22 protein-coding genes are annotated in these 26,296 nt (G+C 64.5%); 20 read left to right on the top strand and 2 right to left on the bottom strand.

Features of this window, described 5'->3' with window-relative positions; genetic code table 11:
• The first annotated feature begins 60 nt into the window (after positions 1-60).
• From GTA51_RS06490 to hydF, 20 genes are all read left to right on the top strand, one after another.
• The gene (locus GTA51_RS06490) at positions 61-1,059 is read left to right on the top strand and encodes an ABC transporter permease subunit (RefSeq protein ID WP_160959653.1); all 999 of its coding nucleotides are present in this window, start codon (positions 61-63) and stop codon (positions 1,057-1,059) included.
• Positions 1,052-1,894, top strand: coding sequence for an ABC transporter permease (locus GTA51_RS06485; protein ID WP_160959690.1), 843 nt, complete (start codon positions 1,052-1,054; stop codon positions 1,892-1,894). Before GTA51_RS06490 ends, GTA51_RS06485 begins: the two co-directional genes overlap by 8 nt.
• A gap of 11 nt (positions 1,895-1,905) precedes the next feature.
• Positions 1,906-3,525 (top strand): DNA repair protein RecN, encoded by a 1,620-nt coding sequence (locus tag GTA51_RS06480; RefSeq protein WP_160959651.1) that lies wholly within the window; start codon positions 1,906-1,908, stop codon positions 3,523-3,525.
• 171 nt (positions 3,526-3,696) lie between these two features.
• A complete protein-coding gene (locus GTA51_RS06475; RefSeq protein ID WP_160959650.1) occupies positions 3,697-4,407 on the top strand; it encodes a cell division ATP-binding protein FtsE in 711 nt (236 codons plus the stop codon).
• Positions 4,408-4,409: 2 nt separating this feature from the next.
• Positions 4,410-5,276, top strand: a complete 867-nt coding sequence (locus GTA51_RS20915; RefSeq protein ID WP_246198021.1) for a cell division protein FtsX — start codon at positions 4,410-4,412, stop codon at positions 5,274-5,276.
• Positions 5,273-6,079 (top strand): sirohydrochlorin cobaltochelatase, encoded by an 807-nt coding sequence (locus GTA51_RS06470; RefSeq protein ID WP_246198014.1) that lies wholly within the window; start codon positions 5,273-5,275, stop codon positions 6,077-6,079. Before GTA51_RS20915 ends, GTA51_RS06470 begins: the two co-directional genes overlap by 4 nt.
• Positions 6,080-6,213: 134 nt before the next feature.
• The gene (locus tag GTA51_RS06465; protein WP_160959647.1) at positions 6,214-7,119 is read left to right on the top strand and encodes a DUF3553 domain-containing protein; all 906 of its coding nucleotides are present in this window, start codon (positions 6,214-6,216) and stop codon (positions 7,117-7,119) included.
• A gap of 313 nt (positions 7,120-7,432) precedes the next feature.
• Positions 7,433-8,374, top strand: a complete 942-nt coding sequence (locus GTA51_RS06460; RefSeq protein WP_160959645.1) for an aspartate carbamoyltransferase catalytic subunit — start codon at positions 7,433-7,435, stop codon at positions 8,372-8,374.
• Complete coding sequence (locus tag GTA51_RS06455) at positions 8,371-9,669, top strand: dihydroorotase (RefSeq protein WP_160959644.1); 1,299 nt, start codon at positions 8,371-8,373, stop codon at positions 9,667-9,669. Before GTA51_RS06460 ends, GTA51_RS06455 begins: the two co-directional genes overlap by 4 nt.
• A 43-nt stretch (positions 9,670-9,712) precedes the next feature.
• Complete coding sequence (locus GTA51_RS06450; protein WP_160959642.1) at positions 9,713-11,035, top strand: HD domain-containing protein; 1,323 nt, start codon at positions 9,713-9,715, stop codon at positions 11,033-11,035.
• A 421-nt stretch (positions 11,036-11,456) separates the two neighbouring features.
• Entirely contained in the window at positions 11,457-12,497 is a 1,041-nt protein-coding gene (gene rlmN / locus GTA51_RS06445) for a dual-specificity RNA methyltransferase RlmN (RefSeq protein WP_160959640.1), read from the top strand.
• Positions 12,498-12,517: 20 nt separating this feature from the next.
• Entirely contained in the window at positions 12,518-12,649 is a 132-nt protein-coding gene (locus tag GTA51_RS21220) for a hypothetical protein (RefSeq protein WP_281353950.1), read from the top strand.
• 881 nt (positions 12,650-13,530) lie between these two features.
• Positions 13,531-14,046 carry an NADP-reducing hydrogenase subunit HndA gene (gene hndA / locus GTA51_RS06440; RefSeq protein WP_160959639.1) on the top strand — a complete coding sequence of 172 codons (516 nt, stop codon included), beginning with the start codon at positions 13,531-13,533 and terminating at the stop codon, positions 14,044-14,046.
• Positions 14,047-14,080: 34 nt separating this feature from the next.
• Entirely contained in the window at positions 14,081-14,461 is a 381-nt protein-coding gene (locus GTA51_RS06435) for a (2Fe-2S) ferredoxin domain-containing protein (RefSeq protein WP_160959637.1), read from the top strand.
• A gap of 20 nt (positions 14,462-14,481) precedes the next feature.
• Positions 14,482-15,954: an NADH-ubiquinone oxidoreductase-F iron-sulfur binding region domain-containing protein gene (locus GTA51_RS06430; protein WP_160959636.1), complete on the top strand. Its 1,473-nt coding sequence runs from the start codon at positions 14,482-14,484 to the stop codon at positions 15,952-15,954.
• Positions 15,955-15,972: 18 nt separating this feature from the next.
• A complete protein-coding gene (locus GTA51_RS06425) occupies positions 15,973-17,730 on the top strand; it encodes an NADH-dependent [FeFe] hydrogenase, group A6 (protein WP_160959634.1) in 1,758 nt (585 codons plus the stop codon).
• A 639-nt stretch (positions 17,731-18,369) separates the two neighbouring features.
• Entirely contained in the window at positions 18,370-19,863 is a 1,494-nt protein-coding gene (locus GTA51_RS06420; RefSeq protein ID WP_160959633.1) for an aspartate ammonia-lyase, read from the top strand.
• Positions 19,864-20,010: 147 nt separating this feature from the next.
• Complete coding sequence (locus tag GTA51_RS06415; protein WP_160959689.1) at positions 20,011-20,607, top strand: hypothetical protein; 597 nt, start codon at positions 20,011-20,013, stop codon at positions 20,605-20,607.
• A gap of 222 nt (positions 20,608-20,829) precedes the next feature.
• Entirely contained in the window at positions 20,830-21,828 is a 999-nt protein-coding gene (gene hydE, locus GTA51_RS06410) for a [FeFe] hydrogenase H-cluster radical SAM maturase HydE (protein WP_160959631.1), read from the top strand.
• Positions 21,818-23,038: a [FeFe] hydrogenase H-cluster maturation GTPase HydF gene (gene hydF, locus GTA51_RS06405; RefSeq protein WP_160959630.1), complete on the top strand. Its 1,221-nt coding sequence runs from the start codon at positions 21,818-21,820 to the stop codon at positions 23,036-23,038. The genes hydE and hydF overlap by 11 nt, the downstream gene beginning before the upstream one ends.
• Positions 23,039-23,063: 25 nt before the next feature.
• Here the strand turns inward: hydF and GTA51_RS06400 are convergent, their stop codons facing one another.
• Positions 23,064-25,058: a sensor histidine kinase gene (locus GTA51_RS06400; RefSeq protein WP_160959628.1), complete on the bottom strand. Its 1,995-nt coding sequence runs from the start codon at positions 25,056-25,058 to the stop codon at positions 23,064-23,066.
• A gap of 5 nt (positions 25,059-25,063) precedes the next feature.
• Positions 25,064-26,158 (bottom strand): ABC transporter substrate-binding protein, encoded by a 1,095-nt coding sequence (locus tag GTA51_RS06395; RefSeq protein ID WP_211922466.1) that lies wholly within the window; start codon positions 26,156-26,158, stop codon positions 25,064-25,066.
• Positions 26,159-26,296 lie beyond the last annotated feature (138 nt).

Raw genomic sequence — 26,296 nt, 5'->3', positions numbered from 1 at the left:
CCGTACATAACGCCCCTGTGATCGCGCGCCCTGCGCCACCCTGCAAGGAGTGCCCAAACCGTGCTCGCCCTGGTCAAACGTGTGCTGCTCAAAACCCTCTGGGTCGCCGTCGTCTTTTTCGGCATCACCTGCGTGAGCTTTGCCGTCATCCATCTCGCGCCCGGCTCGCCCACCGACATGCAGACCACGCTCAATCCCCTGGCCACCGCCGAAACACGCGCCCGCCTCCAAGCCCTTTACGGCCTCGACCGACCCTTGCATGTCCAATACCTCGACTGGCTCGGCAAACTCGTGCGCTGCGATTTCGGCAACTCCCTTTCCGGCGACCATCGGCCGGTCTGGGACAAAATCACCGAACGCCTGCCCCTGACTTTTTCCATGAACGTCGTCTCGCTGCTGCTCACCCTGGCCATTGCCATACCCATTGGCGTGGCCTCGGCCAGACGCCAGGGCGGGCTTTTTGACCGCTGCGCCACAATCTTCGTCTTCGTCGGCTTTGCCATGCCCGGCTTCTGGCTGGCCCTGCTGCTCATGCTCTTTTTCGGCATATACCTCGGCTGGCTGCCCATCTCGGGCCTGACCTCCATGGATTTTGCCCGGCTTGACCTGTGGGGCAAAGCCGTTGATCTGGCCCGGCATCTGACGCTGCCCATTTTCATCTACACCTTCGGCTCCCTGGCCGGCATGTCGCGGTTTATGCGCTCGGCCATGCTGGAGGTGTTGCGCCAGGACTATATCCTGACGGCCCGTTCCAAGGGGCTGCCCGAATACGTGGTCATCTACAAGCACGCCCTGCGAAACGCCCTGCTCCCGGTCATCACCATCCTGGGGCTGTCCGTGCCGGGCCTCATTGGCGGTTCGGTCATCATCGAATCCATTTTCGCCCTGCCGGGCCTGGGGCAGCTCTTTTACCAGTCGGTCATGTCCCGGGATTATCCGCTGATTATGGGCAATCTGGTCCTTGGCGCGGTGCTGACCCTGGCCGGCAATCTGCTGGCCGATGCCGGCTACGCCCTGGCCGATCCCCGCATCCGTCTCGGGGGGCGCGATGATGCTTAATCCGGCCCGCTATCTGCGCCGCTTCCTGCCCGGGGGCGGCATGCTGGCCGCCGGGCTTTTTATCGTCGGCTCGGTGTCTGTGGCCGCCTTGCTGGCGCCTTTTCTTGCGCCCTTTGACCCCCTGGCCCTGGATGTCAACGCGATACTGACCCCGCCCGGAAGCGCCCATCTGCTCGGCACGGACGCCCTGGGCCGCGACGTGCTCGCGCGCCTGCTCTACGGCGGCCGGGTGTCGCTGTGGGTCGGGTTCGTGGCGGTGGGCATATCGGTGGCCATCGGTCTGTTCCTGGGGCTGTGCTCCGGCTATTTTGGCGGATTGATCGATGAGGCCATCATGCGCGGCGTGGATGTCATGCTGTGTTTTCCCTCGTTTTTCCTGATCCTGGCCGTCATTGCCTTTCTCACCCCGTCGCTGACCAACATCATGGCCGTTATCGGGCTGACCTCCTGGATGGGCGTGGCCCGGCTGGTGCGGGCCGAGACGCTGGCTCTTCGCTCGCGCGATTTCGTTCTGGCCGCCCGGGTGTCGGGCATGGGCGCGCCCGGGATTTTGCTGTACCATATCCTGCCCAACGCCGCCGCGCCGGTGCTGGTTTCCGCGACGTTGGGCGTGGCCGGGGCCATCCTCACCGAATCGTCGCTCAGTTTTCTGGGCCTGGGGGTGCAGCCCCCTACCCCAAGCTGGGGCAACATGCTCATGGAAGGCAAGGAAGTGCTGGAAGTGGCCCCGTGGCTGTCGATCTTTCCCGGGCTGGCCATCCTGTTCACCGTGCTCGGCTACAACCTCATCGGCGAAAGCCTGCGCGACATCCTGGACCCGAGGCTGCGGCAATAGGCGATACGACCATGATCGAAATGCTCCGCATCAAAAATCTGGCCCTCATTGACGACCTGGAGCTGGAATTCGGCCCCGGGCTCAACGTGCTCACCGGCGAGACCGGGGCTGGTAAAAGCTTCATTATTTCCGCAGTCAATTTCCTTACCGGCGAAAAGATGCACACCGATCTGGTGCGCACGGGGTGCGAGAAGGCCGTGGTCGAGGCGCTGTTCGTTCTGGACGGCCAAGACCTGATCCTGCGCCGGGAGCTGACTGCCGACACCGGCCGCAGCCGCATCTACGTGGGCGACGCTCTGGCCTCGCGCGAAACCCTGGCCGCATTGCGGCCCAGATTGCTCCTGCACGTCTCCCAGCACGGCCAGGGGCGACTGCTGCAACCTGCCTTTCAGGCCGCGCTCCTGGACGGATTTCTGCCCGATCCGGCCCTTTTGGCCGAGAAAAACCGGCTGGCCAAAGAGCTGGCCGACATTGCCGCCGCCATCCGCGCCCTGGATGCCAAGGCCGCCGGACTGGAAGAAAAACGCCAATTCCTGGAATTCCAGCACGCTGAAATCGCCAAGGTCAATCCGACACCGGGCGAGGAGGACGAACTCATCGGCCGCCGCGCGGCGCTTAACGAGTCGCGAAAGGCCGCCGAGTCCCTGGACCGATCCCTGGAGTGCCTGGAACGCCAGCCCAAAGTCCTCGACACCCTGGCCGATCTGCACCGGGAGCTGCTCCATGCCGGCGCGATTTTTCCCGATTTTTTAGCCGACGCCGAGGCTGTGGCCTCGTTTCGCCATCAGCTCAAAGATCTGAGCGTGCGCCTGCGCCGCAAACCGGCCCAGGCCACGGGCGACGACGGCGAAGGCATTGAAAAGCGGCTTTTTGAGCTGGCGACCCTTCGCCGCAAGCTCAAAAAGACCCTGGCCGAGATTGTGGACCTGGGCCGCGACATTAAGGAAAATCTCGATTTTCTGGACGATTGCGGTTTGCGTCGCAAGCAGTTGGCCCGGGAGGAAGCGGCCGGTGTTGCGGCCCTGGCCGAGAGCCTGGCCCGGCTCGGGGCGGCCCGGCGCATTGCAGCCGCCAGCCTGTCCGCCGCCCTGGAAGCGATCCTGCGCGGCCTGGGCTTTTCCGAGGACGTCCGGGTCATTTTTGAATTCGTCGCCACCACCGCCTACACCCCGGTGGCCTGCGATCTGACCCCGCTGGTGGAGGAAAAGGCCCGCATCCTGTGGCGGCCCAACCCCGGCCAGCCACCCCAGCCTCTGGACAAGATTGCGTCCGGCGGCGAACTGTCGCGTTTCCTGCTGGCGCTCATGTCGCTGTCGGCCGAGCCCGGCGGCCCCACGCTCATTTTTGACGAGATCGACGCCGGCATCGGCGGCCTGACCCTGGCCAGCGTGGGCAGCTACGTGAAAAAGCTGTCCGAGACCGCCCAGATTCTGCTGATCAGCCACTGGCCCCAACTGGCCAGTCTGGCCGACCGCCATTTCCAGGTCGTTAAAACCGTGGAAGACGGCCAGACCAGCACCCGCTGCCTGCGTCTGGCCGGCGACGCCATCGCTGCCGAACTGGCCCGCATGGCCGGCGGCGGCGAGGCCGGGACCGAGATGGCCAGACGGCTGCTCGTCGCCGGAGACTGACGGCCGCATTAAACCGCTCGCCGCCCGGACCGGGCGCGTCGGCCCCGACGGCTCCGCCGGCCCCCGCCGGACTGGCGGCAGGCCGGGCCAGCCTGTTCCCAACCGGCCCGTCCTGGTGTAGAAGGGTTGGGTGATGCGTATTTTCTGCCCTGGCGCGGCTGCGCCCCCGCCATGCTGCGCGTAGATGGCCTGTCCCACCGCTTCGGCAACCGTGCGGTGCTCTCCGATCTGTCCTTTGCCCTCGACAAGGGCGGTTTTGCCTTTCTGACCGGCCCGTCCGGCTCGGGCAAGACTACGCTTTTGCGCATCCTCCACGGCAGCCTGCCGCTGCAGACCGGCCGGGCCTTGGTGGCCGGGCATGATCTGGCCGCCCTGCGCCCGTCCAAGCTCTACCAGTTGCGCCGGGATGTTTCCGTGGTCTTTCAGGATTTTAAAATCCTGCCGGAACGCACCGTGGTCGAGAACGTGGCCCTGCCGCTGACCGTTCGCGGCACGCCCAAAGCCCGCATCGAGCGTCGGGTGGCTTCGATTTTGACCGCACTGCGCTTAACCGAGCTGGCCCACCGGCCGTGCGCCGAGCTGGCCGGCGGCGAACAGCAGCGCGTGGCCATTGCCCGGGCCGTGGTGGCCGGTCCCAGGCTCATGCTGGCCGACGAGCCCACCGGCAACCTGGACTGGGAACTATCCCTGCGCCTGCTCGACATCCTGCGGCAATTTAGCGCCCACGGCACCGCCATCCTCATGGCCACCCACAACCGCGCCCTGGTGGCCGCCGCCCCCGACGCCATGGTCATTACCCTTGGCGGCGGCGAGGCAGACCCGGGCGGGTTCGATGTGGGCCAAGCCGCCGCCCCGGACGCCGCAGCCGAGGCGACCCCGTGACCATGCGCCTGATTTTTTCCGGCATCGCGGCCGTATTGCTGCGGCCCTGGGCCCACCTGGGCACCATCCTGGGCGTGAGCGCCACGGTATTGCTGTGCGGCCTGCTCGCCCTGGCCGGCATCGGCCTGGACGGGGCCTTTGCCCGCAGCCAGGGCGTGGTGCGTTTTCAGGTCTACTGGCAAAAAGGGTCTGATCCGGCCCTGGTCGCCCGGCAGATGGACTGGATGCGCGCCCTGCCCGGGGTGGTCGAGGCCAAGGCGTTTAGCCCTGAAACGGCCCTGGCCGTCATGCGCGGCAGCCTCGGCGCCAACGCCGAACCCGCGCTGCCCGGCGGGGAAAACCCCCTGCCCTATACCATGCTGCTGGGCTTTGCCCTGCCCGGCGAGGACGAAGGGTTCGCCCGGGAAACGTATGCCCGTTTGGCCGGCGTCGACGGCGTGGCCGAGGTGCGCTACAATCCGGTAGCCATCGACGCCATGCGCACCCTTGGGCTGCTCGGTTCCCGGGCCGCCCTGCCGTTGGCCGCTTTGCTGGCCTTGCTTGTGGGGCTGGTGGTCGGCAACACCGTGCGCCTGACCTTGCTGCGCCGGCGTGAGGAACTTGAGATCCTGCGCCTGGTCGGGGCCACGCCATGGTTTATCGGCCTGCCGCTGGTCTGCGGCGCAGCCGTCATCGGCTTTCTCGGCTCGGGGCTGGCGGTGACGCTGCTCGCCTTTGTCTGGTCGGAAGTGGCCGGCAATTTGGGCGCTGCCCCGCTGTGGCTGGACATGGCCTCGCCGCCGCTCTGGCTGTGGCTGGCGCTCATTGGCGGCCCGACCCTGGTCGCCGCCCTGGCCGGGTTGGCCGCCGCCATGGAGTCCAACGCTTGAACCACGCCTGCGGCATCATCCTGGCTGCCCACGGTTCCCGCTATCCCGGGGCCATGAAGGCTTTGGCCGTTTTTCGCGACACGGTGGCCGCGCGCTATCCCGGGGCCGACGTGGCCATTGCCCGCACCGTGGGCCGCAAGCATGGCAGCGCCGCCGCCTATGGCGGCGCGCGGCAGGTGTCCGACGTTTTGGCGGCCTTTTTGGAGGCCGGAATCACCCGGGTGGCCGTACAGTCCTTGCATGTGGTGCCGGGTGAGGAATACCATGAGCTGTTGGCGGGGCTGGGCCGTTGGCTGCAAACCGGCGGCGGCGGAACGGCCTTGTCGGTGGGCGCGCCGCTATTGGCCGATCTGGCCGACGTGGACCAGGTGGCCGGGGCGGTCCTGGACAGCCTGCCGGCCGGGCGGACACCGGACGAGGCCGTGGTGCTCATGGGGCATGGCGCGCCCCCGCCCGGAGCCGGATTTTACGAGGCCCTGCGGGAACGGCTGCGGCGGCGCGACCCGCTGGTTGCCTTGGGGGCCATGCCCCGGGAGCGCGGTACCCCGTGCCTGGATATTGGCCATATCCGCGACCGGCTGACCGCGTGCGGCGTCGAAAAAGCCTGGCTCATGCCCTTTCTGACCGTGGCCGGAGCCCATGCCTGCTCCGATCTGGCCGGCGAGCGGCCCGACTCCTGGCGCGGGCAGTTGGAAGCGGCCGGTGTTGCCTGCCAAAGCCAACCGGCCGGGCTGATCGAAATGGAGCCTTTTGCCGCTGTCTGGGCAAAGCATCTGGACCGGGCCATGGCCCGCTTGGGCTAAGGCTGCACGCTGCCGTTGCGGCAGCCAAATTTCGAGACGCTCACTGGTCTCGCAACAATCAGGGGGCTGGGGAAACGCATCCCTCGTCTCGGCGCAATCGGACGATTGAGGCCAGAGAAACAGGGGAGGACACTGTGACTGCTACGATTATTAAAAACGGCGACTACGTAACCCATATAAAGCTCCCCCAGTGGGGCCTCGGGAAAGTGATAGAATTATTGGAAAGCGGCGCTGTGCGCGTTTTTTTCGAGTTTGAAGGCGAAAAAAAGATGCAGCGCCACTTTCTTACTCCGGCCCAAGCCCCGGAAAGCCATCCGGTGCTTGAAAAGATCGACCTGGACCGGGCCCTTGACGGGACGGTCTCCTTCCCCAACCTTGAAGCAGCTTTTTTAAAGATGTTCCCCGAAGGCTTCGACGACCAGCGCTACCTCGCCGAGGAACGCTCCTACCGGCTCGAAGCGTCACGAAGCCTGCATGCCGAGTTGGGCTGCGAAACCCTGGAAGCCCTGCTGCGGGCCGGCGACTATGAGGCCGTGTGCCTGTTGGCCAAAAAGCTGCTCGCCAAGACCACCCTTGTGTTCCCAAACGAGAAGACGGCTTTGACGGATGGGTTCAAAAAAGGGGATGACCAGAAAGAGCATTTTGCCAAGGCCCTGGACATCCTGCTCTACGGCGAAGGCGAGCTTGGCCCCCGCTTTACCGGGTTTGTGGAAGTGCTTGACGAGCTTGGCGTCTGCAAATGGACCATTGCCACCTATTTTCTGTATCTGCTCGACCCCAGCCGGCATATCTTTATCAAGCCGACCTACATCCAAAAAGCCGCCCAGGCCTATGGGTTTGATATCGGCTACACGACCCGTCCCAACTGGGCCTGCTACCAACGCATGCTGCGGCTTGTCGATTACGTCGCCAGCCAGCTGGCCAAACGGGAATTGCTCAACCCCCATGATCTGGTCGATGTCCAGGGGTTTATCTGGTGCTCGATCTTTGACGGAAAAGCTGCCCGCGCCCCCAAAAAGGCGGCCAAGGCCAAGGCCTGAGCGCCGCGACAGGACGAAGGCGAGTAAGGAAACGAGGTTGTGGCGGCACAACCTCGACCTGTCGCGTCTACGGGTCGCGGGGTCATGCGCCGCTCGCACCGAACGCCGGCCCCGTCGAACGTTGCGTCCGCAAGGGCGCGGGGGACGTGCGCTCCCCCAAAACCGTTGCCGCCCACGCAGCGGCGCGCCAGCCAGGGCGCGGGGGACGCAAAGAACCGGCCAGCCCTGCATTGACGCCGCCCGGAGGTTATGAAAATATCGTTCGGCTTACGCGCCTGGAAGCGCGGCAAAAACGCTCCTCCGAGGATGCCTCATGAACTGGCCCCACAAGGATCTTCTCGACGTGTCGCAGCTTTCCCGGGAAGACGTGGACGTGGTCATGCGTACCGCCGCCTCCTTCCGGGAAATCAACTCCCGGCCCGTCAAGAAGGTGCCGACCCTCAAAGGCAAAAGCGTCGTGCTGTTTTTCGCCGAACCCAGCACCCGCACCAAAACCTCCTTTGACATCGCCGGCAAGCGCCTGTCTGCCGATACCTTCGGTCTGGCCAAGACCGGCAGCTCCCTGCAAAAAGGCGAGACGCTCAAAGACACGGTGCTGACCCTTCAAGCCATGAACCCCGATGCCATCGTCATGCGCCACTCGGCTTCCGGTGCGGCCGATTTCGTAGCCCGGCGGGTGTCCTGCGCCGTTATAAACGCCGGCGACGGCTGGCACGCCCACCCCACCCAGGCCCTGCTCGATCTTTTCACCCTGCGCGGCGTCTGGGGCGACGACATTGTTGGCAAAACGGTCGTCATCCTTGGCGATGTGGCCCATTCCCGGGTGGCCCGCTCCAATGTCCGGCTGCTGACCATGCTCGGGGCCACGGTGCGCCTGTGCGCGCCCCGGACCCTTTTGCCCAAAGACGCCAAGGCCCTGGGTGCCCGGGTCTATCACGAACTGGAACCGGCCCTTGACGGGGCCGATGCCGTCATGTGCCTGCGCCTGCAACTCGAACGCCAGGAAGCGGGCCTTTTGCCGGAACTGCGCGAATACGCCCGGCGTTTTTGCCTGACCAAGGACCGGCTGGCCCTGGCCTCCCCCGACGTCAAGGTCATGCACCCCGGCCCCATCAACCGGGGCGTGGAAATCGCCTCGGATCTGGCCGATGCCGGCAATTCGCTCATTCTCGACCAGGTGGCCTCGGGCGTGGCCGTGCGCATGGCGCTGCTCTATCTCCACATTACCCGCAAGGAAGAAGGGGGGGCGGCATGACGTCACCGGATCTCGTCGTTGCCAACGTCGCCGTTCCCGGCCGCGACGGCCTGTGGACGCTTCTCTGCGCCGCTGGCTGCGTCCTGGAGCTTTTGCCCCACGACCCCGCCGCTGCCTTTCCCGACGCCCGGGTGATCGATGGCCGGGGCCAGCTCCTCATGCCGGCCATGACCGACGCCCATACCCATCTGCGCGAACCGGGCCAGGAATGGAAGGAAGACATCGCTTCGGGTCTGGCTGCTGCGGCCGGGGGCGGGTTTTCCAATATCATGTGCATGGCCAACACCGAGCCGGTCAATGACAACGCGGCCGTGACCCGGCTTATGCTGCGCCGGGCCGCCGAGGCCTGGCCCCATGGGCCGCGCCTTTTCCCGGTGGGCGCGCTGACCCTGGGACTGGCCGGCAAACAGCTCGCGCCCATGGAAGAGCTGCTCGCCGCCGGCTGCGTGGCCTTTTCCAACGACGGCGAACCGGTGGCCGACACCGACCTCTTTCGCCACGCCCTGGAATACGCCGCGGATCTGGCCCCGGTCATCGACCACTGCGAAGACCCGTACATGGGCAAGGGAACCGGTGCCAACGAAGGAGCCATGAGCGCGCGCCTGGGCCTTCGCGGCCAGCCCGACGTGGCCGAAGCCTTGCAAGTGGCCCGCGATATCCTTTTGGCCGAATATTTAAACGCCCCGGTGCATCTGGCCCACGTCAGCTGCCGCCGGGCCGTGGAACTCATTGCCGACGCCAAACGCCGGGGTGCGCCGGTCACGGCCGAGACCTGCCCGCATTATCTGCTCATGACCGATGCCGCCCTGTTCGGCTACGACACCATGGCCAAGGTCAACCCGCCGCTGCGCACCGACGACGACCGTCTGGCGCTGGCCCAGGCCCTGCGCGAAGGGGTCATCGACATCCTGGCCACAGACCATGCCCCCCATGCCGCCCACGAAAAGGAAACCCCCTTCGAGGAAGCCAAAAACGGCATCACCGGCCTGGATACCGCCCTGGCCAGCCTGTGGGAGCTGGTGCGTATGGGCCAACTCACGCCCCAAGACATTGCCCTGCGCTTTGCCTGGCGGCCGGCCGAAATTTTCAAGCTGCCCCATTGCCGCTTCGCCCCGGGCGACCCGGCCGATTTCTGTCTCTTCGACCCGGAGGAATCCTGGGTCGTTACCACCGAAACCCTGCGCTCCAAGGGCAAGAACACCCCGCTTTTGGGCCAGTCCCTGACCGGCCGGGTGCTGCTCACCGTCGTTGGCGGACACATCGTCCACGAACTGGCCCGGCCCGCAGCTTTCTAACCACACCCCCGACACCAAACGCCGCATCCGGAGGTTTCCCCCCATGGCGCAACCCTTCAAGGACGCCACTGCCATTTGCAAGACGATCATGCGCAACGGCTACGACGCCTACGTCATCAATGCCGTGCTCCAGGAAAAAGCCCTGGACCCGGCTGCGCCCGAACTCGATCTGGCCACCGACGCGCCGCTTCTGGAATTGCAAAAGCTGTTTCCCGAATCCGAGGTCAGTGCCGCCGATGGTGCCTTTGCGCGGCTTCGCCACGGCGATACCCTGCTCAATTTCTACCCGGCCGACACCGCCGATGCCTCGCATCCCGAGGAATCCGTCGCCCGGCTCACCACGCGGCTCATCCGCTGCCTGGACCGCAAGGGCCTGCTCCCGGCCCATCAGGCCAGCCCCTATCTGCCGCACCAGGCCGACGACCACGACGGTTTTGCCGATCTGTCCAGCGGTGAAGTGCGCCTGATCGGCATTCCCGACGAGGCCATCCGCCAAAACTATCTGCGGGCCGTGCGGGCGCTGCGGTTTTCCGCCAACTACAATATCCCCGTGGAAGCCAACACGCTCATGGCCATCCTGCGGGCTTCGCGGCGCATCCTCGACTACGTGTCGGTTAAGGACGTCATGGACGAATGGCGCAAGGTCGAAGCCGAAAACATGGCCGATTTCGTGGAGCGCCTCTACGACACCATGATCCTGCACTGGTTTCTGCCCGAAGTCGCCACCCTGGCCCGCATCAAGATCAAGACCGACGACGGCGTGGAATACACCCTCTTCGAGCAGACCCTGGCCGTCATGCGCCACTACCCCGAAGAACTGCCGTATGACTGGTACGGTACCCTGGCCTGCCTGTTCCACGACGTGGGCAAGCTCCACACCGCCCAGTACGCCGCCGGTGAACTCCATTTCTTCCAGCACCATCAGGTCGGCTCGAAAGTCACCCGCAAGATACTGGCCCGCCTGGGCTTCCCGCCCGACGAAGTCGATCTCATGTGCAACCTCGTGCGCGGCCACATGCGCTTCCATTTCATGCTCACCGACCGGGGCATCCGCCGCTTCAAGGCGCTGGATCAATACCCCCGCCTGATCGAAATGGCCCGGGCCGATATCAAATCGGTCAACGGCACCTACAAAGAATTCAACCACAACATGAAAATGCTCGAGCGCACCGATACGCCCGAAGAAATGCTCGAGCCACTTTTAAACGGTGCCCAGATCATGCAACTGCTGGTGCTCAAACCCGGCCCGGCCGTGGGACTTATCCGCGACGCACTGCTCAAGGCCCAAATCGCCGGCGACGTCACCAACCGCACCGACGCCGAACACTTCGTACGCCAATACTGGGCCAAGCAAGGGTTACATTAGGGCAAGAAGAATAAGAGGAATCGGGGCTTTGCCCCGAACCCCACCGGGGGGCTAAGCCCCCCGGACCCCTTTCCTGTTTGGTGGGCGATGGGGGCGGCTGCAAAGCCAGCCGCCCCCATCGCCCACCAAACAATAAAGTTTCCGGCCCCTTGGTTAACGATTTTTTGCACGGCTGTTTGGTTTTCAATGCGGCGCTTCGCCGCTGGCGCCCCTTGGGTCGGCAATTTGGCCCGGCGGTGGAAGCCGCGCAGCGGATTACGCCGCCGGGCCAAATTGCCGACCCAACGTCGGAACCCCGCCACCGCCGCAGCACTGCCGCCCGCCTCCCCCGTCGGGGGGTCCGGGGGGATCATCCCCCCGGTGGGGTTCGGGGCAAAGCCCCGATTCGTCTTCGCTCCTTCCCATACAGGTACGCACGACCATGACCAATCTGCTCGATCTGACCTTCCACGAACTTGAGTCGCTTATCGTTTCGCTGGGCGAGCCGCCCTACCGGGCCAGGCAGGTCTGGCAGTGGCTGTGGCAGAAGAGTTGCCGCGACGTAGCGACCATGACGGACGTATCCAAGGCGTTGCGCACGCGGCTGGCCGAGGTGGCGGTGATTGCCTGGCCTGCGGTTGCCGAGGTGCGGGAAAGCCGCGACGGCACGGTGAAATTTTTGCTGGAGCTGACTGACGGCGAACGGGTGGAGTGTGTGATCATTCCGGAGAAGGATCATTTCACCGCGTGCTTGTCGACCCAGGTGGGCTGCGCCATGGGGTGCGGCTTTTGCGCCACGGGCATGCTCGGGTTTCGCCGCAACATGACCTCCGGCGAGATGCTCGGGCAGGTGCTTGTGGCCCGGCAGTATCTGCTGGACAAGGGCGCTGTGCTGGCGTTGCGCAATCTGGTTTTCATGGGCATGGGCGAGCCGCTTTTAAATTACGACAATCTGGTCAAGACCTTGGAGGCGCTGCATCACCCGCAGGGGCTGGACATGTCCGGCCGGCGCATCACGGTGTCCACGGCCGGGGTGGCGCGCCATCTGCTGGATTTGGGGCGTATGGGGTTGTGCGCGCTGGCTATTTCCTTGCATGCGCCGACCCAGGCGTTGCGCGAGAAGATCATGCCGGGCGCGGCCAAGCTGGAGCTTTCCAAACTCATAGACATCTTGGCACAATATCCCTTGAAGCCTCGGGAAAAGCTGACGTTTGAGTATCTGCTGTTGGCCGGGGTCAATGATGCGGACGCTAACGCCCGGGAGTTGGTGCGGTTGCTGTCCCGGGTCAAGGCCAAGGTGAATCTGATTGTGTACAATGCCACGCCGGGCTTGCCGTACGGGCCGCCGGCCATGGAGCGGGTGCTGGCCTTCCAGGAGATTTTGAAAAGCAAAGGGCTGACGACGACGATCCGCAAGAGCAAGGGCGGCGACATCGCCGCGGCCTGCGGCCAGTTGCGGGCAGAATGCGCCGGCGGGGAATGATCACTCCTGACGGAAAATATATGTACGCCGCCGATACCGATGGTTTTTTTGATTGCAAGGTTGCCAACAAAGCTACACTTGAAATCGTTTACCGTCATGTGCAGGCAACAGACAGTGTTGTCGCTTTTTCGCTAGCCAAACGACAGAAGTAGTCCTCGTGGCATGATTTTCCGAGGTTTCCTGGCTGTGAAGGGGCTCCCCAGGCACTGGGCAGCCCCTTTTGTATGAACCAACCCGTCCTCCACCACCCTGGCCGCCCCCCGGACACCCCCTGGATGCGCCCCCAACACGCCCCGCTGCCTGGGCCGTTCCCCTGGCCCAGGGGCAAACGCACACGTGTTGCGACCTGCACAATCAGATCAAACGCCGTTCTCCTGGTCCTGGGGCAAGCGCCCTGACGCAGCGCCAGGGCGCTTGCCCGACCACGCCTGACCACGCCCCGCCCCAACCTCACCCTGCTCAGCCGATGCCGCCAGCCCGAAAAAGGGGATGCACTCCTCTTGAAAACGTGTTACGTATGTTGCGATTCTCGGACAATATGCCTGCGACTGGCGGCGGGCTTCCTTCTGGTGCAAACGGGGTAACATTTTGACCCAATTTTTGCCGGCAGCTAGCGCACTTTGTCTTTTCCGCTCCAACCCCTTTAAATACGGTCATTTTTCAACACCCCTACGATTTTTGACCCACTTCCGTCCTCCCGCCGTTCCCCAGCCCGTCCCACCGGACAGGCCTGATTCCGCTGCACTAAAAGACAACCACTTGCAATTACTCACTATCACTGACTGGCCCGGTTATTGCTCAAGAGGAGCCGACTGTGCGTAGGACCAGCTTGTCTCTGAGAAAAGAGCTGGCAATTAAATGATCGGCAGTAATCCCCTCGATTTTGTGAAATTAATCACAAACTTGAGGGATGGAAACTTCAGCGGGCCACGAGCCCTGGCCGTCGCAAGAGGCTGCGCCTGCTCACGGCGGCTGGGACAACACAGGCTCCAGGTATTGGACCCTCAAAACCCACAAGGAGAGGTGCTTCCGCATGCAAACTTCAACTTGTCAAATGGTCGGCGAATGCCGGATGCCGGAACACGCCGTGCTGCCGCAGCCGCTGTACCGGGAAGTCGTGCAGTTCATCGAGGCCCTGCCCCAGAAAGAAGGGCATCTGGTCACGGTGCTGCACAAAGCCCAAAGCGTTTTCGGCTATCTGCCCATCGAAGTGCAGCAGTTTGTTGCCGACCACATGGAAGTGCCGCTGGCGCAAGTCTACGGCGTGGTCAGCTTTTACACCTTTTTCACCATGGTGCCCAAGGGCAAGCATCCCATCTCCATCTGCATGGGAACGGCCTGCTTCGTCAAAGGCGCGGACAAGGTGGTCCACGCCTTTAAAGAGCAGCTCAAAATCGACATCGGTGATGTCACCCCGGACGGCAAGTTCTCCATCGACACTTTGCGTTGCGTCGGCGGCTGCGCCCTGGCCCCCATCGTCATGGTTGGCGACAAGGTCTACGGCAATGTCACCCCCGGCCAGGTCAAAAAGATCCTGGCCGACTTCTAGCACCGCACACCGTTTCGACAGCCAAGGAGCGCCCATGAGCACCATCGCCAGCCTCGACGCCCTGCGGGCCAAGCGTGAAGAAATTCTCGCCCGCCAAAAGGCGCGCGCCAACAAAGTCCTGATCAACGTGTCCCTGGCCACCTGCTCCATCGCCGCCGGCGGCAAGGTCGCCCTGGAGGCCATGCAGGACGAAGTGGCCGTAAACGGCCTGACCAACGTTGATTTCATGCAGTCCGGCTGCATGACCTTCTGCTTCGCCGAACCTACCGTGGAGATCACCCTGCCCGGCAAGGAACCCGTGGTCTTCGGCGGCGTGGACGAAGCCAAGGCCCGTGAGCTTGTGACCGAGTACGTCATGAATGGCGAACCGGTCGAAGGCATCATCCCCGTCACCTACCAACGCGTGATTCTGTAACGCCCATCGGGAGACGACACATGGCAGCGACGACGCAAATAAAGCAGCTTCGGATCGCCACCCGCAATTGCGGTTTCATCGATCCTGAAAGCCTCGACGACTATATCGCCCTGCGGGGCTACGAGGCCCTGGCCAAAGTCCTCACCATGACCCCGGCCGAGGTCGTGGAAGTCATCAAAACATCCGGCCTGCGCGGGCGGGGCGGCGGTGGCTTCCCCACCGGCGTCAAATGGGGCATCGCCCTGTCCAACAAGGCCGACCAGAAATACATGGTCTGCAACGCCGACGAAGGCGATCCGGGCGCATTCATGGACCGTGCCGTCCTTGAAGGCGACCCCCATTCCGTGGTCGAAGCCATGGCCATCGGCGGCTACGCCATCGGCGCAACCCTTGGCGCGGTCTATATCCGGGCCGAATATCCCCTGGCGATTAAGCGCCTGCGCCTGGCCATCGACGACGCCCGGGCCATGGGCCTTCTCGGCAAGAACATTTTCGGCTCGGGTTTTGATTTCGACATCGAGATCAAATACGGTGCCGGCGCGTTCGTGTGCGGCGAAGAAACCGCCCTTATCCGTTCCATGGAAGGCCACCGCGGCGAACCCGTCAGCAAGCCGCCCTTCCCGGCCCAGTCCGGCTATTGGAACAAGCCCACCATCGTTAATAACGTCGAAACCTTTGCCAACATCCCGGCCATCATTTTAAAGGGCGCGGACTGGTTTTCCTCCATCGGCACCGCCACTTCCAAGGGCACCAAGGTGTTCGCCCTGGCCGGCAAGATCGTTAACGTCGGTCTGGTTGAAGTGCCCATGGGCACGCCGCTGCGCGAAGTCATCTTCGACATCGGCGGCGGCTGCCCCGACGGCAAGGAATTCAAGGCCGTCCAGACCGGCGGTCCCTCCGGCGGCGCCCTGGCCCACAAAGACCTCGACGTGGCCATTGACTACGAGTCGCTCATTGCCCGCAAGTCCATGATGGGCTCCGGCGGCATGGTGGTCATGGACGAGGACGACTGCATGGTCTCGGTGGCCAAGTTCTTCCTCGACTTCACCATGGACGAGACCTGCGGCAAGTGCACCCCGTGCCGCATCGGTTCCAAGCGCCTTTACGAAATCCTCGACAAGATCACCAAGGGCCACGGCACCCACGCCGATCTGGCCCGGCTCAAGTCCCTGTGCGAGGCCATCAAGGACACGGCCCTGTGCGGCCTGGGCCAGACCATGCCCAACCCGATCCTCTCCACCATGGACACCTTCGCGGGCGAGTACGAAGCGCACGTCACCCAGAAAAAGTGCCCGGCCCATGTCTGCACGGCCATGTTGACCTACACCATCGATGCGGCCAAGTGCACCGGCTGTACGCTGTGCACCAAGGTCTGCCCGGTGGATTGCATCACCGGCACCAAGAAGCAACCGCATGTCATTGACGCCTCCAAGTGCATCAAGTGCGGCGCTTGCTACGACAAGTGCAAATTCGACTCCGTCATCAAGCTGTAAGGCCGAAGGAGGTCTGCAATGTCCATGCTGACAGTAACTATAGACGGCAAGATAACCACCGTCCCAGCCGGCAGCACCATCCTGGATGCCGCCAAAAAGCTGGATGTCGATATTCCGACGCTGTGCTACTTAAACCTCGAAGATCTGCGGATCAACAATAAGGGCGCGTCCTGCCGCATCTGTGTGGTCGAAGTCGAAGGCCGGCGGAATCTGGCCCCGGCCTGCGCCACGCCGGCTTCCGACAACATGGTGGTCAAGACCAACACCCTGCGCGTCTTAAACGCCCGCAAAACCGTCCTCGAACTGCTGCTGTCCGACCACCCCAAGGACTGCCTCGTGTGCGCCAAATCCGGCGAATGCGAGTTGCAGAATCTGGCCGAGAAGTTCGGCATCCGCGAGTCCCCCTATGACGGCGGCGAAATGTCCCACTACCGCAAGGACATCTCCACCTCCATCATCCGCGATATGGACAAGTGCATCATGTGCCGCCGCTGTGAGACCATGTGCAACGACGTCCAAACCTGCGGCGTGCTCTCCGGCGTCAACCGCGGCTTCAGCGCCGTGGTCGCCCCGGCCTTTGAGATGAATCTGGCCGACACCGTCTGCACCAACTGCGGCCAGTGCGTGGCCGTGTGCCCGGTCGGCGCGCTGGTGGAGCATGACCACACCTGGGAAGTCGTGGACGCCCTGGCCAACCCGGACAAGGTGGTCATCGTGCAGACCGCCCCGGCCGTGCGCTCCGCCCTGGGCGAAGACCTCGGCATCGCTCCCGGCACGTCGGTCACCGGCAAAATGGCCGCCGCCCTTCGCCGCCTCGGCTTTGACCACGTCTTTGACACCGACTTCGCCGCCGACCTGACCATCATGGAAGAAGGCTCGGAATTCCTTGACCGCCTGACCCGTCATTTGAACGGCGACCAGACAGCCAAGCTTCCCATCCTGACCTCCTGCTGCCCCGGCTGGGTCAAGTTCTTCGAGCACAACTTCCCCGACATGCTCGACGTGCCTTCGACCGCCAAATCGCCGCAGCAGATGTTCGGTGCCATCGCCAAGAGCTACTACGCCGAAATACTGGGCATTCCCCGCGAAAAACTGGTGGTCGTCTCGGTCATGCCGTGTCTGGCCAAGAAGTACGAATGCGCCCGGCCGGAATTCGCCGTGGACGGCAACCCCGATGTGGATATCGTTATCTCCACCCGGGAGCTGGCCCGCCTGATTAAACGCATGAACATCGACTTCGCCGGCCTGCCCGACGAAGACTTTGACAATCCCCTTGGCGAATCCACCGGCGCGGCCCCGATCTTCGGCGTCACCGGCGGCGTCATCGAGGCTGCCCTTCGCACCGCCTACGAACTGGCCACCGGCGAAACGTTGCAGAAGCTGGAATTCGAAGATCTGCGCGGCATGGACGGCGTCAAAGTCGCCACCGTCCAGGTCGGCCCCCATGCCCTGCGCATCGGCGTCGCCCATGGGCTGGGCAATGCCCGCAAACTGCTCGAGCGCGTGCGCGCCGGCGAAGCGTTCCACGCCATTGAAGTCATGGCCTGCCCCGGCGGCTGCATCGGCGGCGGCGGACAGCCCTACCACCACGGCGATATCGAACTGCTCAAACTGCGCACCAAGGTGCTCTACGACGAAGATGCCGGCAAGCCGCTGCGCAAGTCGCACCAGAACCCGTACATCATCGAACTGTACGAAAAGTTCCTGGGCAAGCCGCTGTCCGAAAAGTCGCACCACCTGCTGCATACCCACTACTTCAAGCGCCAGCGCCTGTAGGAGTAGAAAGAATTGGAGAGGCGCTGCCTCTCCAAACCTCTCCGCCGGGGGGGATGATCCCCCCCGGACCCCCCTCGATGGGGGGTGTAACGTACGAAGTGACATCTGATCTTTGACTACGGATCATCAACCAGGCGTCCTGCTGCCACGGGACGCTCCCGCCTCTCGCCTTCCGGCCGGGGTTGCTTGCCAAAGCTCCCCGGCCCGAAGGCCCTTTCGCGACAGAAGCTGCGTGCTCCCCTGCCCGCAGACCTTTCGCGCAGGGACCGGGTTGGACCAAGGGTGCGGCGTTGTCCCCCGCCGTCACCCTCCAGCCGGGGGCCGGGCATTCGCCCTCGGCAGACGCCAGCCTGACCCTTTTATGCCAGGCTGGACAAGAGCCACGGCAGCATGCCCCACCCCCACCTGCCAGCCAGGGGGTCCGGGGGGATTATCCCCCCGGCGGGTGCAGGGCTCTGCCCTGCCGGGTCCAGGGCAGAGCCCTGGCGGGGTCCGGGGCAGCGCCCCGGCGGGTGCAGGGTGGAACCCTGGTGATCTTTTTTATAGTTCGTGTTACCATAGCCGCCGCAGCGACAGTCGGGGACCGGATGGTCCGGGAGCCGATTGCCGCACTGGGTTGCCTATCGGGGAGCGTGCTCTGTGCGACAGGAATCAGATGCCCTGGGAGCAAGATCGCTCCCCGAGGGCACCCTTTACGGCATACATACCGCACGCGCTGCGGACAATTTTCCGGTTTCCGGGCAGCGGGTCATGCCCGAGCTCATTGCCGCCTATGCCTGGGTCAAGGCGGCCTGCGCCCTGGCCAATCAGGACACCGGCCATCTCGACGCCAAGCGGGCCTCGGCCATCGTGGCCGCCTGCCGCGAAGTGGCGCAAGGGCAGCATAGCGAGCAATTCGTTGTGGACGCCTACCAAGGCGGGGCCGGCACCTCCACCAACATGAACGTCAACGAGGTGGTGGCCAACCGCGCCTTGCAACTGCTCGGGCACACCCCGGGCGCGTATGACATCCTCTCGCCTCTGGCCCACGTCAATCTGCACCAGTCCACCAACGACACCTATCCAACGGCATTGCGCGTGGCCGCCTTGGGGCTTTTAAAAGAGCTGGAAGGGACGACTGCCCGGTTGCAGGAGGCGCTCCAAGCCAAGGAGGCCGCCTTCGCCCAGGTGGTCAAGGTCGGGCGCACCGAGCTGATGGACGCCGTGCCCATGACGCTCGGCATGACGTTTGGGGCCTATGCCGAGGCCGTCTCGCGCGACCGCTGGCGCATTTTCAAATGCCGCGAGCGCATCAAACAGGTGCCGCTGGGTGGCACGGCCGTGGGCACGGGCCTGGGCGCGCCACGGGCCTACATCTTCAAGGCCGCCGAGCATCTGCGCCATCTGACCGGGCTGCCGGTGTCCCGGGCGGAAAATCTCGTGGACGCCACGGCCAACGCCGACGCCTTTGTGGAAGTCTCGGGCATCCTGTCGGCCTACGCCGCCAATCTGCTCAAAATCGCTTCCGATCTGCGCCTTTTGGCCAGCGGCCCTTTTACCGGCCTTGGCGAGATTGTGCTGCCGGCCTTGCAGGCCGGGTCGTCCATCATGCCCGGCAAGGTCAATCCGGTCATCCCGGAGTGCGTGGGGCAGGCGGCGTTGCGGGTTATGGGCAACCACCAGACCGTGACGCTGACGGCCGGCCTGGGGCAGCTCGAAATCAATCAGTACATGCCGCTCTTAGCCCACAGTCTGCTCGAATCGCTGCGCCTTTTGCGCGACGCTTCGGCCGTTTTCGCCGATAAATGCATCATCGGCATCACCGCCGACGAGGAGCGCTGCCAAGAGCTGGTGGCCAAAAGCCAGGCCCTGGCCACGGTGCTGGTGCCGGCGCTGGGCTACGAGACCGTCGCCCGGCTGCTGGCCGCCTCGCGCAAAGCCGGCCGCACCCTGGCCGCCCACATGGCCGCCACCGGCGTCCTGGCCGAAGCCGACGCCGCCGGGCTGCTCGCCCCCAAACGCATGCGTAAGCTTGGGTTTGAAGAAGAGGACTATGAATGCCTCCGGCGACAGGGAGAGGCGCGGGAAGAGGAAGAGGCCTCCGGCGGCCGGGGGGATGATCCCCCCGGCCCCCCCGACGGGGAGAAGTTTTAAAGGGGTGTACGCGCTGATTGGTTGACTGGGGTTCTGGACAGGCGAAGCATACGCCTGACTGGAACCACAGCTTGGTCCGGCGGCCGATGGAAACCCCGGCCCCCGAAAGGGGTCTCTAGGTGCAGTGGATGGAAAGGAGAAGGCGTGATGGAAATGGAGCAGGAAAAACCCTGGGTGGCGGCGGGCTTGGAAGAAGTCGGATTGCCCGAGCGCGTGGCCCGGTCGGATCGGCTCTTTTTCCATGCCGCGCTCTATTCCAATTTCGCCCGGGACCGGGCCATGGCCGACGCTCTGGATGCGGCGCTGAGCCGGCCGGAATTCGAGCGCTTAGACGTCGTGTCCCTTGATCCCGTGGCCAGGCCGCCGTACTGGGACGAATTTCGCCAAGTGCTGCGCCCGGACATGACCGCCTCGGCCATGCAGCGGGAATTTTCCGTGTCCGCATCGTTTCTTGACGCCCTGGCCTCGCGCCATCCCCACAAGGTGCGGCTGTATGTCACTGTCGCCCTGCCGCTGGCTCCGGTACTGCTGACCGGCGATGCCGTCCTGGCCGGCCATTACGCCCATTCGACGATTGCGGCACCGCTGGGGTTGTGGCTGGTGATTCCGGCCGATGTCGCCGGCCTGCTCGATCTGGCCGAGGAAGGCGGCCGGCCCGATACCCTGGATGCGGTGGCGCTCGGGGCCTACCGCTACGTCAGCGACTGCCTGGCCGCCCGGGCCGTAGCCCGGCGGCTGGCCTGAGCCTGGAGCGGGAAGAGGAAAGAGGGAAGAATGCCTCCGGCGGCCGGGGGGATGATCCCCCCGGACCCCTGCAATGAAAGAAGTTTTTGAAGGGGTCGAGGCTCGTGACGCCCTGGCCCCATAACCCCTTGCCTTCCAAGAGGGATTCCAAAGGGGTCACCCCTTTGGCCGCCGGAGGCACTCTTAGAATGCAAGGGAGAAGTCATTTTATGGACGAATGCCATGCGTCAGGATGAAGTAGCGCAATTGCTGGCCGGGGCCGACGATCCCGGGTTATTTTCCGCGGCCGCCGCACTCACCCGGGAAAATTTCGGCACCGACGTCTATCTGCGCGGCGTGGTGGAATTTTCCAACCATTGCCGCAACAACTGCCGCTACTGCGGCCTGCGCGCGGCCAATGGCCATGTCCACCGCTACCGCATGTCCGTGGACGACGTTCTGGCCTGCGCGCATCTTGCCCGGGAACTGTCCATCGGCACCATCGTGGTCCAGTCCGGCGACGATTTCAGCTATTCCCGGGATGACATCGGCCGGATCGTGGCCGGGGCCAAGGCCGACTCGGACGTGGCTGTCACCCTGTCCCTGGGCGACCGGCCCGAAGACGAATTGGCCTACTGGCGCGACTGCGGCGCAGACCGCTATCTGCTTAAAATCGAGACCTTTGACGAAGCCCTTTACGCCCGCTGCCGCCCGGGGCTGACCGTGGCCGACCGCTTAAACCGCCTGGAGGCCCTGCGCCGGGCCGGCTATGAGGTGGGTTCGGGCGTCATCACCGATCTGCCCGGCATGACGCCGGAGATCCTGGCCAAGGATCTGCTGCGGCTGGCCGATCTGGATCTGGACATGCTCGCCGTCGGCCCCTTCGTGCCCCATCCCGACACACCTTTTGGCCATGAGGCCCCGGGCTCGATTCTCACTGCTTTTCGGGCCATGGCTATTCTGCGCCTGCTCGCGCCCCTGGCCAATATCCCGTCCACCTCGGCCCTAAACGCCCTGCGCGACGGGGCCAGGGAACAGGGCCTGACCGTCGGGGCCAATGTGCTCATGCCCTCGCTCACCCCGGAAAACGTCAGCGCGGACTATGCCATCTATCCCGGCAAAAACGCTTTTCGCGCCGATGCCCGGGCGCGCGTCGAAGCGGCCCGGGAAGCCGTGCGCCGCCTGGGACTGACACCGTCCACGGCTGTGGGCGGTTCCAAAAGGAGACACCATGTCGGATAACGACGCCGGCCAAAAGGCCCCGCGCGGCGTGCGCCTGGTCATCACCTTTGTCGGGCGGCGCAACGCCGGCAAATCCTCGCTCATTAATGCCGTCACCGGCCAGGAAGTGGCTATCGTGTCCGATTTCGCCGGCACCACCACCGATCCCGTGGCCAAGGCCTACGAGTTGCTGCCGCTGGGACCGGTGACGCTCTACGACACGGCCGGCCTGGACGATACCGGCGAACTGGGGGCCTTGCGCATGGCCGCCACCAAAAAGGTGCTCTGGCGCACGGACATCGCCGTGTTGGTGGTGGACGCGGCTTCGGGCCTGGGCGAGCCGGAACGGGGAATGATCGCCGACATCCGCCGGCTCGACATCCCGTTCCTGATCGTTTTCAACAAGACCGATCTGGCCGCCCCGGCCACGGCCGACTGCGACTGGTGCCGTGAGCAGGGCATCCCCACGGTTGCGGCCTGCGCCGCCAGCGGCGAGGGAGCGGCCCTGGTCAAGGAAGCGGTCATGGGGCTGGCCCCGGCCGAAAATCTGCGCGAACCGGTCCTTTGCGGCGATCTTTTCACCGAAGGCGACACGGTGGTGTGCGTCGTGCCCATCGATCTGGCCGCGCCCAAGGGCCGGCTGATCCTGCCGCAAGTCCAGGTGTTGCGCGAGATTCTCGACGGCGACGGCATTGCAGTGACGGTTAAGGACCGCGAACTGGAAGCGGCTTTGGGCAACATGAAGCGGCCGCCGGCCCTGGTGGTCACCGATTCCCAGGTGATCCTCAAAGTCTCGGGCGACGTGCCCGACGAAGTGCCGCTGACCACTTTTTCAACGCTCTTTGCCCGCTACAAGGGCGATCTGGCGACGCTGGCCGCCGGCGCTGCGGCCATCGACCGGCTGCGCGACGGCGATATCGTACTTATGGCCGAGGCCTGCTCCCACCATGCCCAGGCCGACGACATCGGGCGGATCAAGATTCCGCGCTGGATTTCCCAGTACACGGGCCGCGACGTGCAGTTTGAAATGTACACCGGCCATGATTTCCCGGACGATCTGGAGCGGTTTGCCCTGGTGGTGCACTGCGGTTCGTGCATGCTGGGACGCCTGGAGATGCTGCGACGCATCCGCGAATGCGTGCGCCGGGGCGTGCCGGTGACCAACTACGGCGTGGCCATCTCCAAGGTGCAGGGGGTGCTCGACCGGGTGCTGGCCCCGGTGCTGCGGTAGACGGCTCTCGAGGCGGCAACTCCCCTCACACCGGAAACGTCAACGTGAACACGGCTCCGCCCTGGTTTTCCGCCCGGATGCTGCCGCGCAACTGGCGGGTCAGGTTGGCAATCAGTTGCATGCCCAGGCTCTGGGTGCCCTCGATGGAAAAGTCGTCCGGCAGGCCCCGGCCCATATCGCGCACCGTGATGGTCATGGTCCCGTCCGTAAGGCCCACGCCCACATGCACTTCGCCGCCTTCACCAGGGGCGTAGGCGTGCTTGATGGCGTTGGTGATCAGCTCGTTAAGGGCCAACCCCAGCGGCGCGGCTTGTTCGATGGACAAATGCACCGGCGCAAGTCCCAGCCGGCAGCGCACCCCGCCGCGACGTCCCAGGGACGCCTCCAGTTGCGAGGCCAGCCGCGACACATAATCGGCCACGTCAATGCGGCCGAAATCACCGGTGCGGTACAACCCCTCGTGGACAAGCGCCATGGAGGCGACTCGCGCCCGGCTTTCCAGAAGCACGGTACGGGCCTCGGCGTTGTCGGTCACTTCGGCCTGGAGAAAAAACAGGCTGGAGATGACTTGCAGGTTGTTTTTCACCCGGTGGTGCACCTCCCGCAGCAGCAATTCCTTATCCTCCAGCGACTGGCGCAGCGCCTCCTCGGCCCGACGGCGTTCGGTGACGTCCTCGACCACAAAAACGAAATAGTCCGGCTCGCCCGTTTCGTCGCGCACCAGGGAGACCGTCAGATTGACCTGGATCGAAGCCCCATCCGGGCGCACGCAGCGTCCCTCCCGGGTAAATGTCTCCAGCCGGCCGGCCAGGGTTTCGTGAATGCGGGCCGTCACCGCTGCCAGATCAGCGGGAACAAGGACATCGATGAGGGAATGCCCGAGCAGTTCCCGGCGGGAACAGCCGGTCAGTTCGCACAAACGGTCATTGACCAGCAGCCATTCCCCCTGCGGCGAGACATGGGCCATGCCCACGGCGGCCTGCTCAAAGGAAACCCGGAAAAGCCGCTCGTTTTTGACCAGTTCCCGGGTCATCTCATCAAAAGCACCCTCAAAGACGGACAGTTCGGCAAAGGCCGACGACCCGCCGGCCTCATCGCGGCCGTGGGGCAGACTGGCTGCAAACCGGGCCAGCGGCTCTTCGACCCGCCGGCGCAGTTCCCGACGCAACTGCACCGACGCCAGGACAAAGGCACCGGCCATGAAAACAAAGAGCACCAAGGCCGCGTACAGGACCGGGGCCACCAGCACCGAGACGGGCACCGTCGGCAGCACCAGCCAGCCGCTTTCGCCCACCTGCCCGACGGTGCCAAGCCAGAATCGCCCCCCGGACCAATACACCACATGGTGTTTGCCGGCCTTGGCTGCGGCGAAAAGCGGCGTATCGCCAATATTGCCCTGCTCGGCCACCAGCCGGGCCTCGGGATGGACGATGAGATTGCCGTAGGCGTCGCAGGCCAGAAGCCGGCCTTCGGCCAGGGGGGCCACCTGGACCAGATGCCTGGCCAGCCCGGCCAGATCGAGTTCCCCGGCCAAAATAGCCCCGTTCCCGGCCGGCACACCGATGGTGACCGAGAGCCGGCCGTCGATGGGCGACGGGTGCGGACGCGATAACATGAGCCGGCTGCGGGTCGTGTGGCGGCTGTCGAACTCCAGGGGGAAGATGCTGCCCTGCAGTCCCGACGGCACGCACAGGGCTACCTTGCCGTCGGCTTCGATCCACACCAGCCGGCGCATGGCCGGCGACACGGCCAGCAGATCGGCCAGAGTCTCCGGCCGGACCGGCCGGCCGTCCGTCCCTGTTCGCTGGACAAAGGTTTCCAGGGATTGAAAGGCATTGTCGAGATAGGATGAAACATAGCCGGCCAGGGTGATGGCCAGCCGTGCGTTGTCCCGCTCCATGGTCAGCCACTGCATGGAAATCATGGCCGCTGCCATCAATGACAGCAACACAACGCCCGGAACCACCAGCCGCAACAAGAGACTGCGGCTGACGATGCGACTTAAAGGCGAGGGACGCATGCCGATCAATCCTTCACTGCGGCGAACCGGCCGTCAGCGATGGTCACCAGGAAGGTATCACGCAGCACATCGCCGTAGGCGTTCAGGGCAAACGGGCTGCTCAGGCCAGGTTGTTCGCCGACAGCGATAAGGGCCTCGGCCAGGCCCTCGGCCCGCCCGCCGGTGCGCAAAAGGGCGGCAGCCAGCACGGACACGGCCTCATAGGCATAGACAGCGGCGAAATTGGCCGGCGCGCCGAAGCGTTCCCGGTAACGCTGCAAAAATTCCTGGAACCGGGGCCGGTCGTTTGCCTCGGTATAGCTGGCGGCAAAAACGATGCCGTCCACGCTGCGCCCGCCAATGGACAGGATTTCCCGGGTGTAGGGCCAGGTGGGGCACAACAGCGGCAGGCGCTCGTTGCGCGCGGTCATGGTCTGGGCCAGGGCGGCCACATCCCGGGCGGCGGCCGTGGCCACAATCCCTTGCGCCCGGCTGGTCGCGGCCTGGTCAAGCAGCGCCCCCCAGTCAGGCCCCTGTTTCGAGGAGAAGGGGAAACGACAGACGATCTCGCCGCCGGCATGGCCAAAGGCCTGCTCGAAGGCGGCGTTGAAGCTGTCCACATAGGAGGCGTTGTCCAGGTCTGCGATGACGCAGACTCTGGTCAACCCCCGGCGGGCGACATAGGCCCCCAGAGTCAAACCCCAGGCTTCGTTGGAGGGGATCACCCGGAAAAAAAGATCTTTCTTGCCGGAAAGCGCCGGGGTGGCCGTGGTCGGCGAGATCATGACCCGGCCGGCGGCAGCCACGGTCGGCAGGGCGGCCAAGGTTTGGGAGCTGGTCATATGGCCGACGATGGCCACGACGCCGGCTTTGAGAAGAGCCGTGTCGGCGTCCACGGCGGTTTGCGGCGTATCGCCGTCGTCCCGGGAAAGCAGTTTGAGCGGTCGGCCGGCCACGCCGCCCCGGGCATTGCTATCTTCCACGGCCAGACTGGCTCCGTTGCGGCCCTGGACCCCGAGATCGGCGTGATCGCCGGTCAATTGCCCCGAGAACCCGAGCAGCACGGCGTCTTCGCCGACGCAGCCCTGGAGCAGCACAGCCCAACACAGCAGGAGCAACATCGTTTTCACGGGATTCCCGGGTTGCGGCCGCGAACACCACTGGCCGCCGCGCTTTCGCTTGACAAGTTTGTTATCATTATGACAGCCGGCGGCCGGCTGCAACGCCTTTCCCACCCGTTGTCTGCACAGCGGCTTGAC

This window comes from Solidesulfovibrio aerotolerans (assembly GCF_009856865.1).
Classification (GTDB): domain Bacteria; phylum Desulfobacterota; class Desulfovibrionia; order Desulfovibrionales; family Desulfovibrionaceae; genus Solidesulfovibrio; species Solidesulfovibrio aerotolerans.
This window is presented reverse-complemented; position numbering and strand designations above follow the sequence as displayed.

Bases quoted from the DNA above. Each gene is read 5' to 3' on its own strand.
- GTA51_RS06485 (WP_160959690.1), top strand. From the start codon at position 1,052: ATGCTTAATCCGGCCCGCTATCTGCGCCGCTTCCTGCCCGGGGGCGGC.
- GTA51_RS06480 (WP_160959651.1), top strand. From the start codon at position 1,906: ATGATCGAAATGCTCCGCATCAAAAATCTGGCCCTCATTGACGACCTG.
- GTA51_RS06475 (WP_160959650.1), top strand. From the start codon at position 3,697: ATGCTGCGCGTAGATGGCCTGTCCCACCGCTTCGGCAACCGTGCGGTG.
- GTA51_RS20915 (WP_246198021.1), top strand. From the start codon at position 4,410: ATGCGCCTGATTTTTTCCGGCATCGCGGCCGTATTGCTGCGGCCCTGG.
- GTA51_RS06460 (WP_160959645.1), top strand. From the start codon at position 7,433: ATGAACTGGCCCCACAAGGATCTTCTCGACGTGTCGCAGCTTTCCCGG.
- GTA51_RS06455 (WP_160959644.1), top strand. From the start codon at position 8,371: ATGACGTCACCGGATCTCGTCGTTGCCAACGTCGCCGTTCCCGGCCGC.
- GTA51_RS06450 (WP_160959642.1), top strand. From the start codon at position 9,713: ATGGCGCAACCCTTCAAGGACGCCACTGCCATTTGCAAGACGATCATG.
- rlmN (WP_160959640.1), top strand. From the start codon at position 11,457: ATGACCAATCTGCTCGATCTGACCTTCCACGAACTTGAGTCGCTTATC.
- GTA51_RS21220 (WP_281353950.1), top strand. From the start codon at position 12,518: ATGTACGCCGCCGATACCGATGGTTTTTTTGATTGCAAGGTTGCCAAC.
- hndA (WP_160959639.1), top strand. From the start codon at position 13,531: ATGCAAACTTCAACTTGTCAAATGGTCGGCGAATGCCGGATGCCGGAA.
- GTA51_RS06435 (WP_160959637.1), top strand. From the start codon at position 14,081: ATGAGCACCATCGCCAGCCTCGACGCCCTGCGGGCCAAGCGTGAAGAA.
- GTA51_RS06430 (WP_160959636.1), top strand. From the start codon at position 14,482: ATGGCAGCGACGACGCAAATAAAGCAGCTTCGGATCGCCACCCGCAAT.
- GTA51_RS06425 (WP_160959634.1), top strand. From the start codon at position 15,973: ATGTCCATGCTGACAGTAACTATAGACGGCAAGATAACCACCGTCCCA.
- GTA51_RS06415 (WP_160959689.1), top strand. From the start codon at position 20,011: ATGGAAATGGAGCAGGAAAAACCCTGGGTGGCGGCGGGCTTGGAAGAA.
- hydE (WP_160959631.1), top strand. From the start codon at position 20,830: ATGCGTCAGGATGAAGTAGCGCAATTGCTGGCCGGGGCCGACGATCCC.
- hydF (WP_160959630.1), top strand. From the start codon at position 21,818: ATGTCGGATAACGACGCCGGCCAAAAGGCCCCGCGCGGCGTGCGCCTG.
- GTA51_RS06400 (WP_160959628.1), bottom strand. From the start codon at position 25,058: ATGCGTCCCTCGCCTTTAAGTCGCATCGTCAGCCGCAGTCTCTTGTTG.
- GTA51_RS06395 (WP_211922466.1), bottom strand. From the start codon at position 26,158: ATGTTGCTCCTGCTGTGTTGGGCTGTGCTGCTCCAGGGCTGCGTCGGC.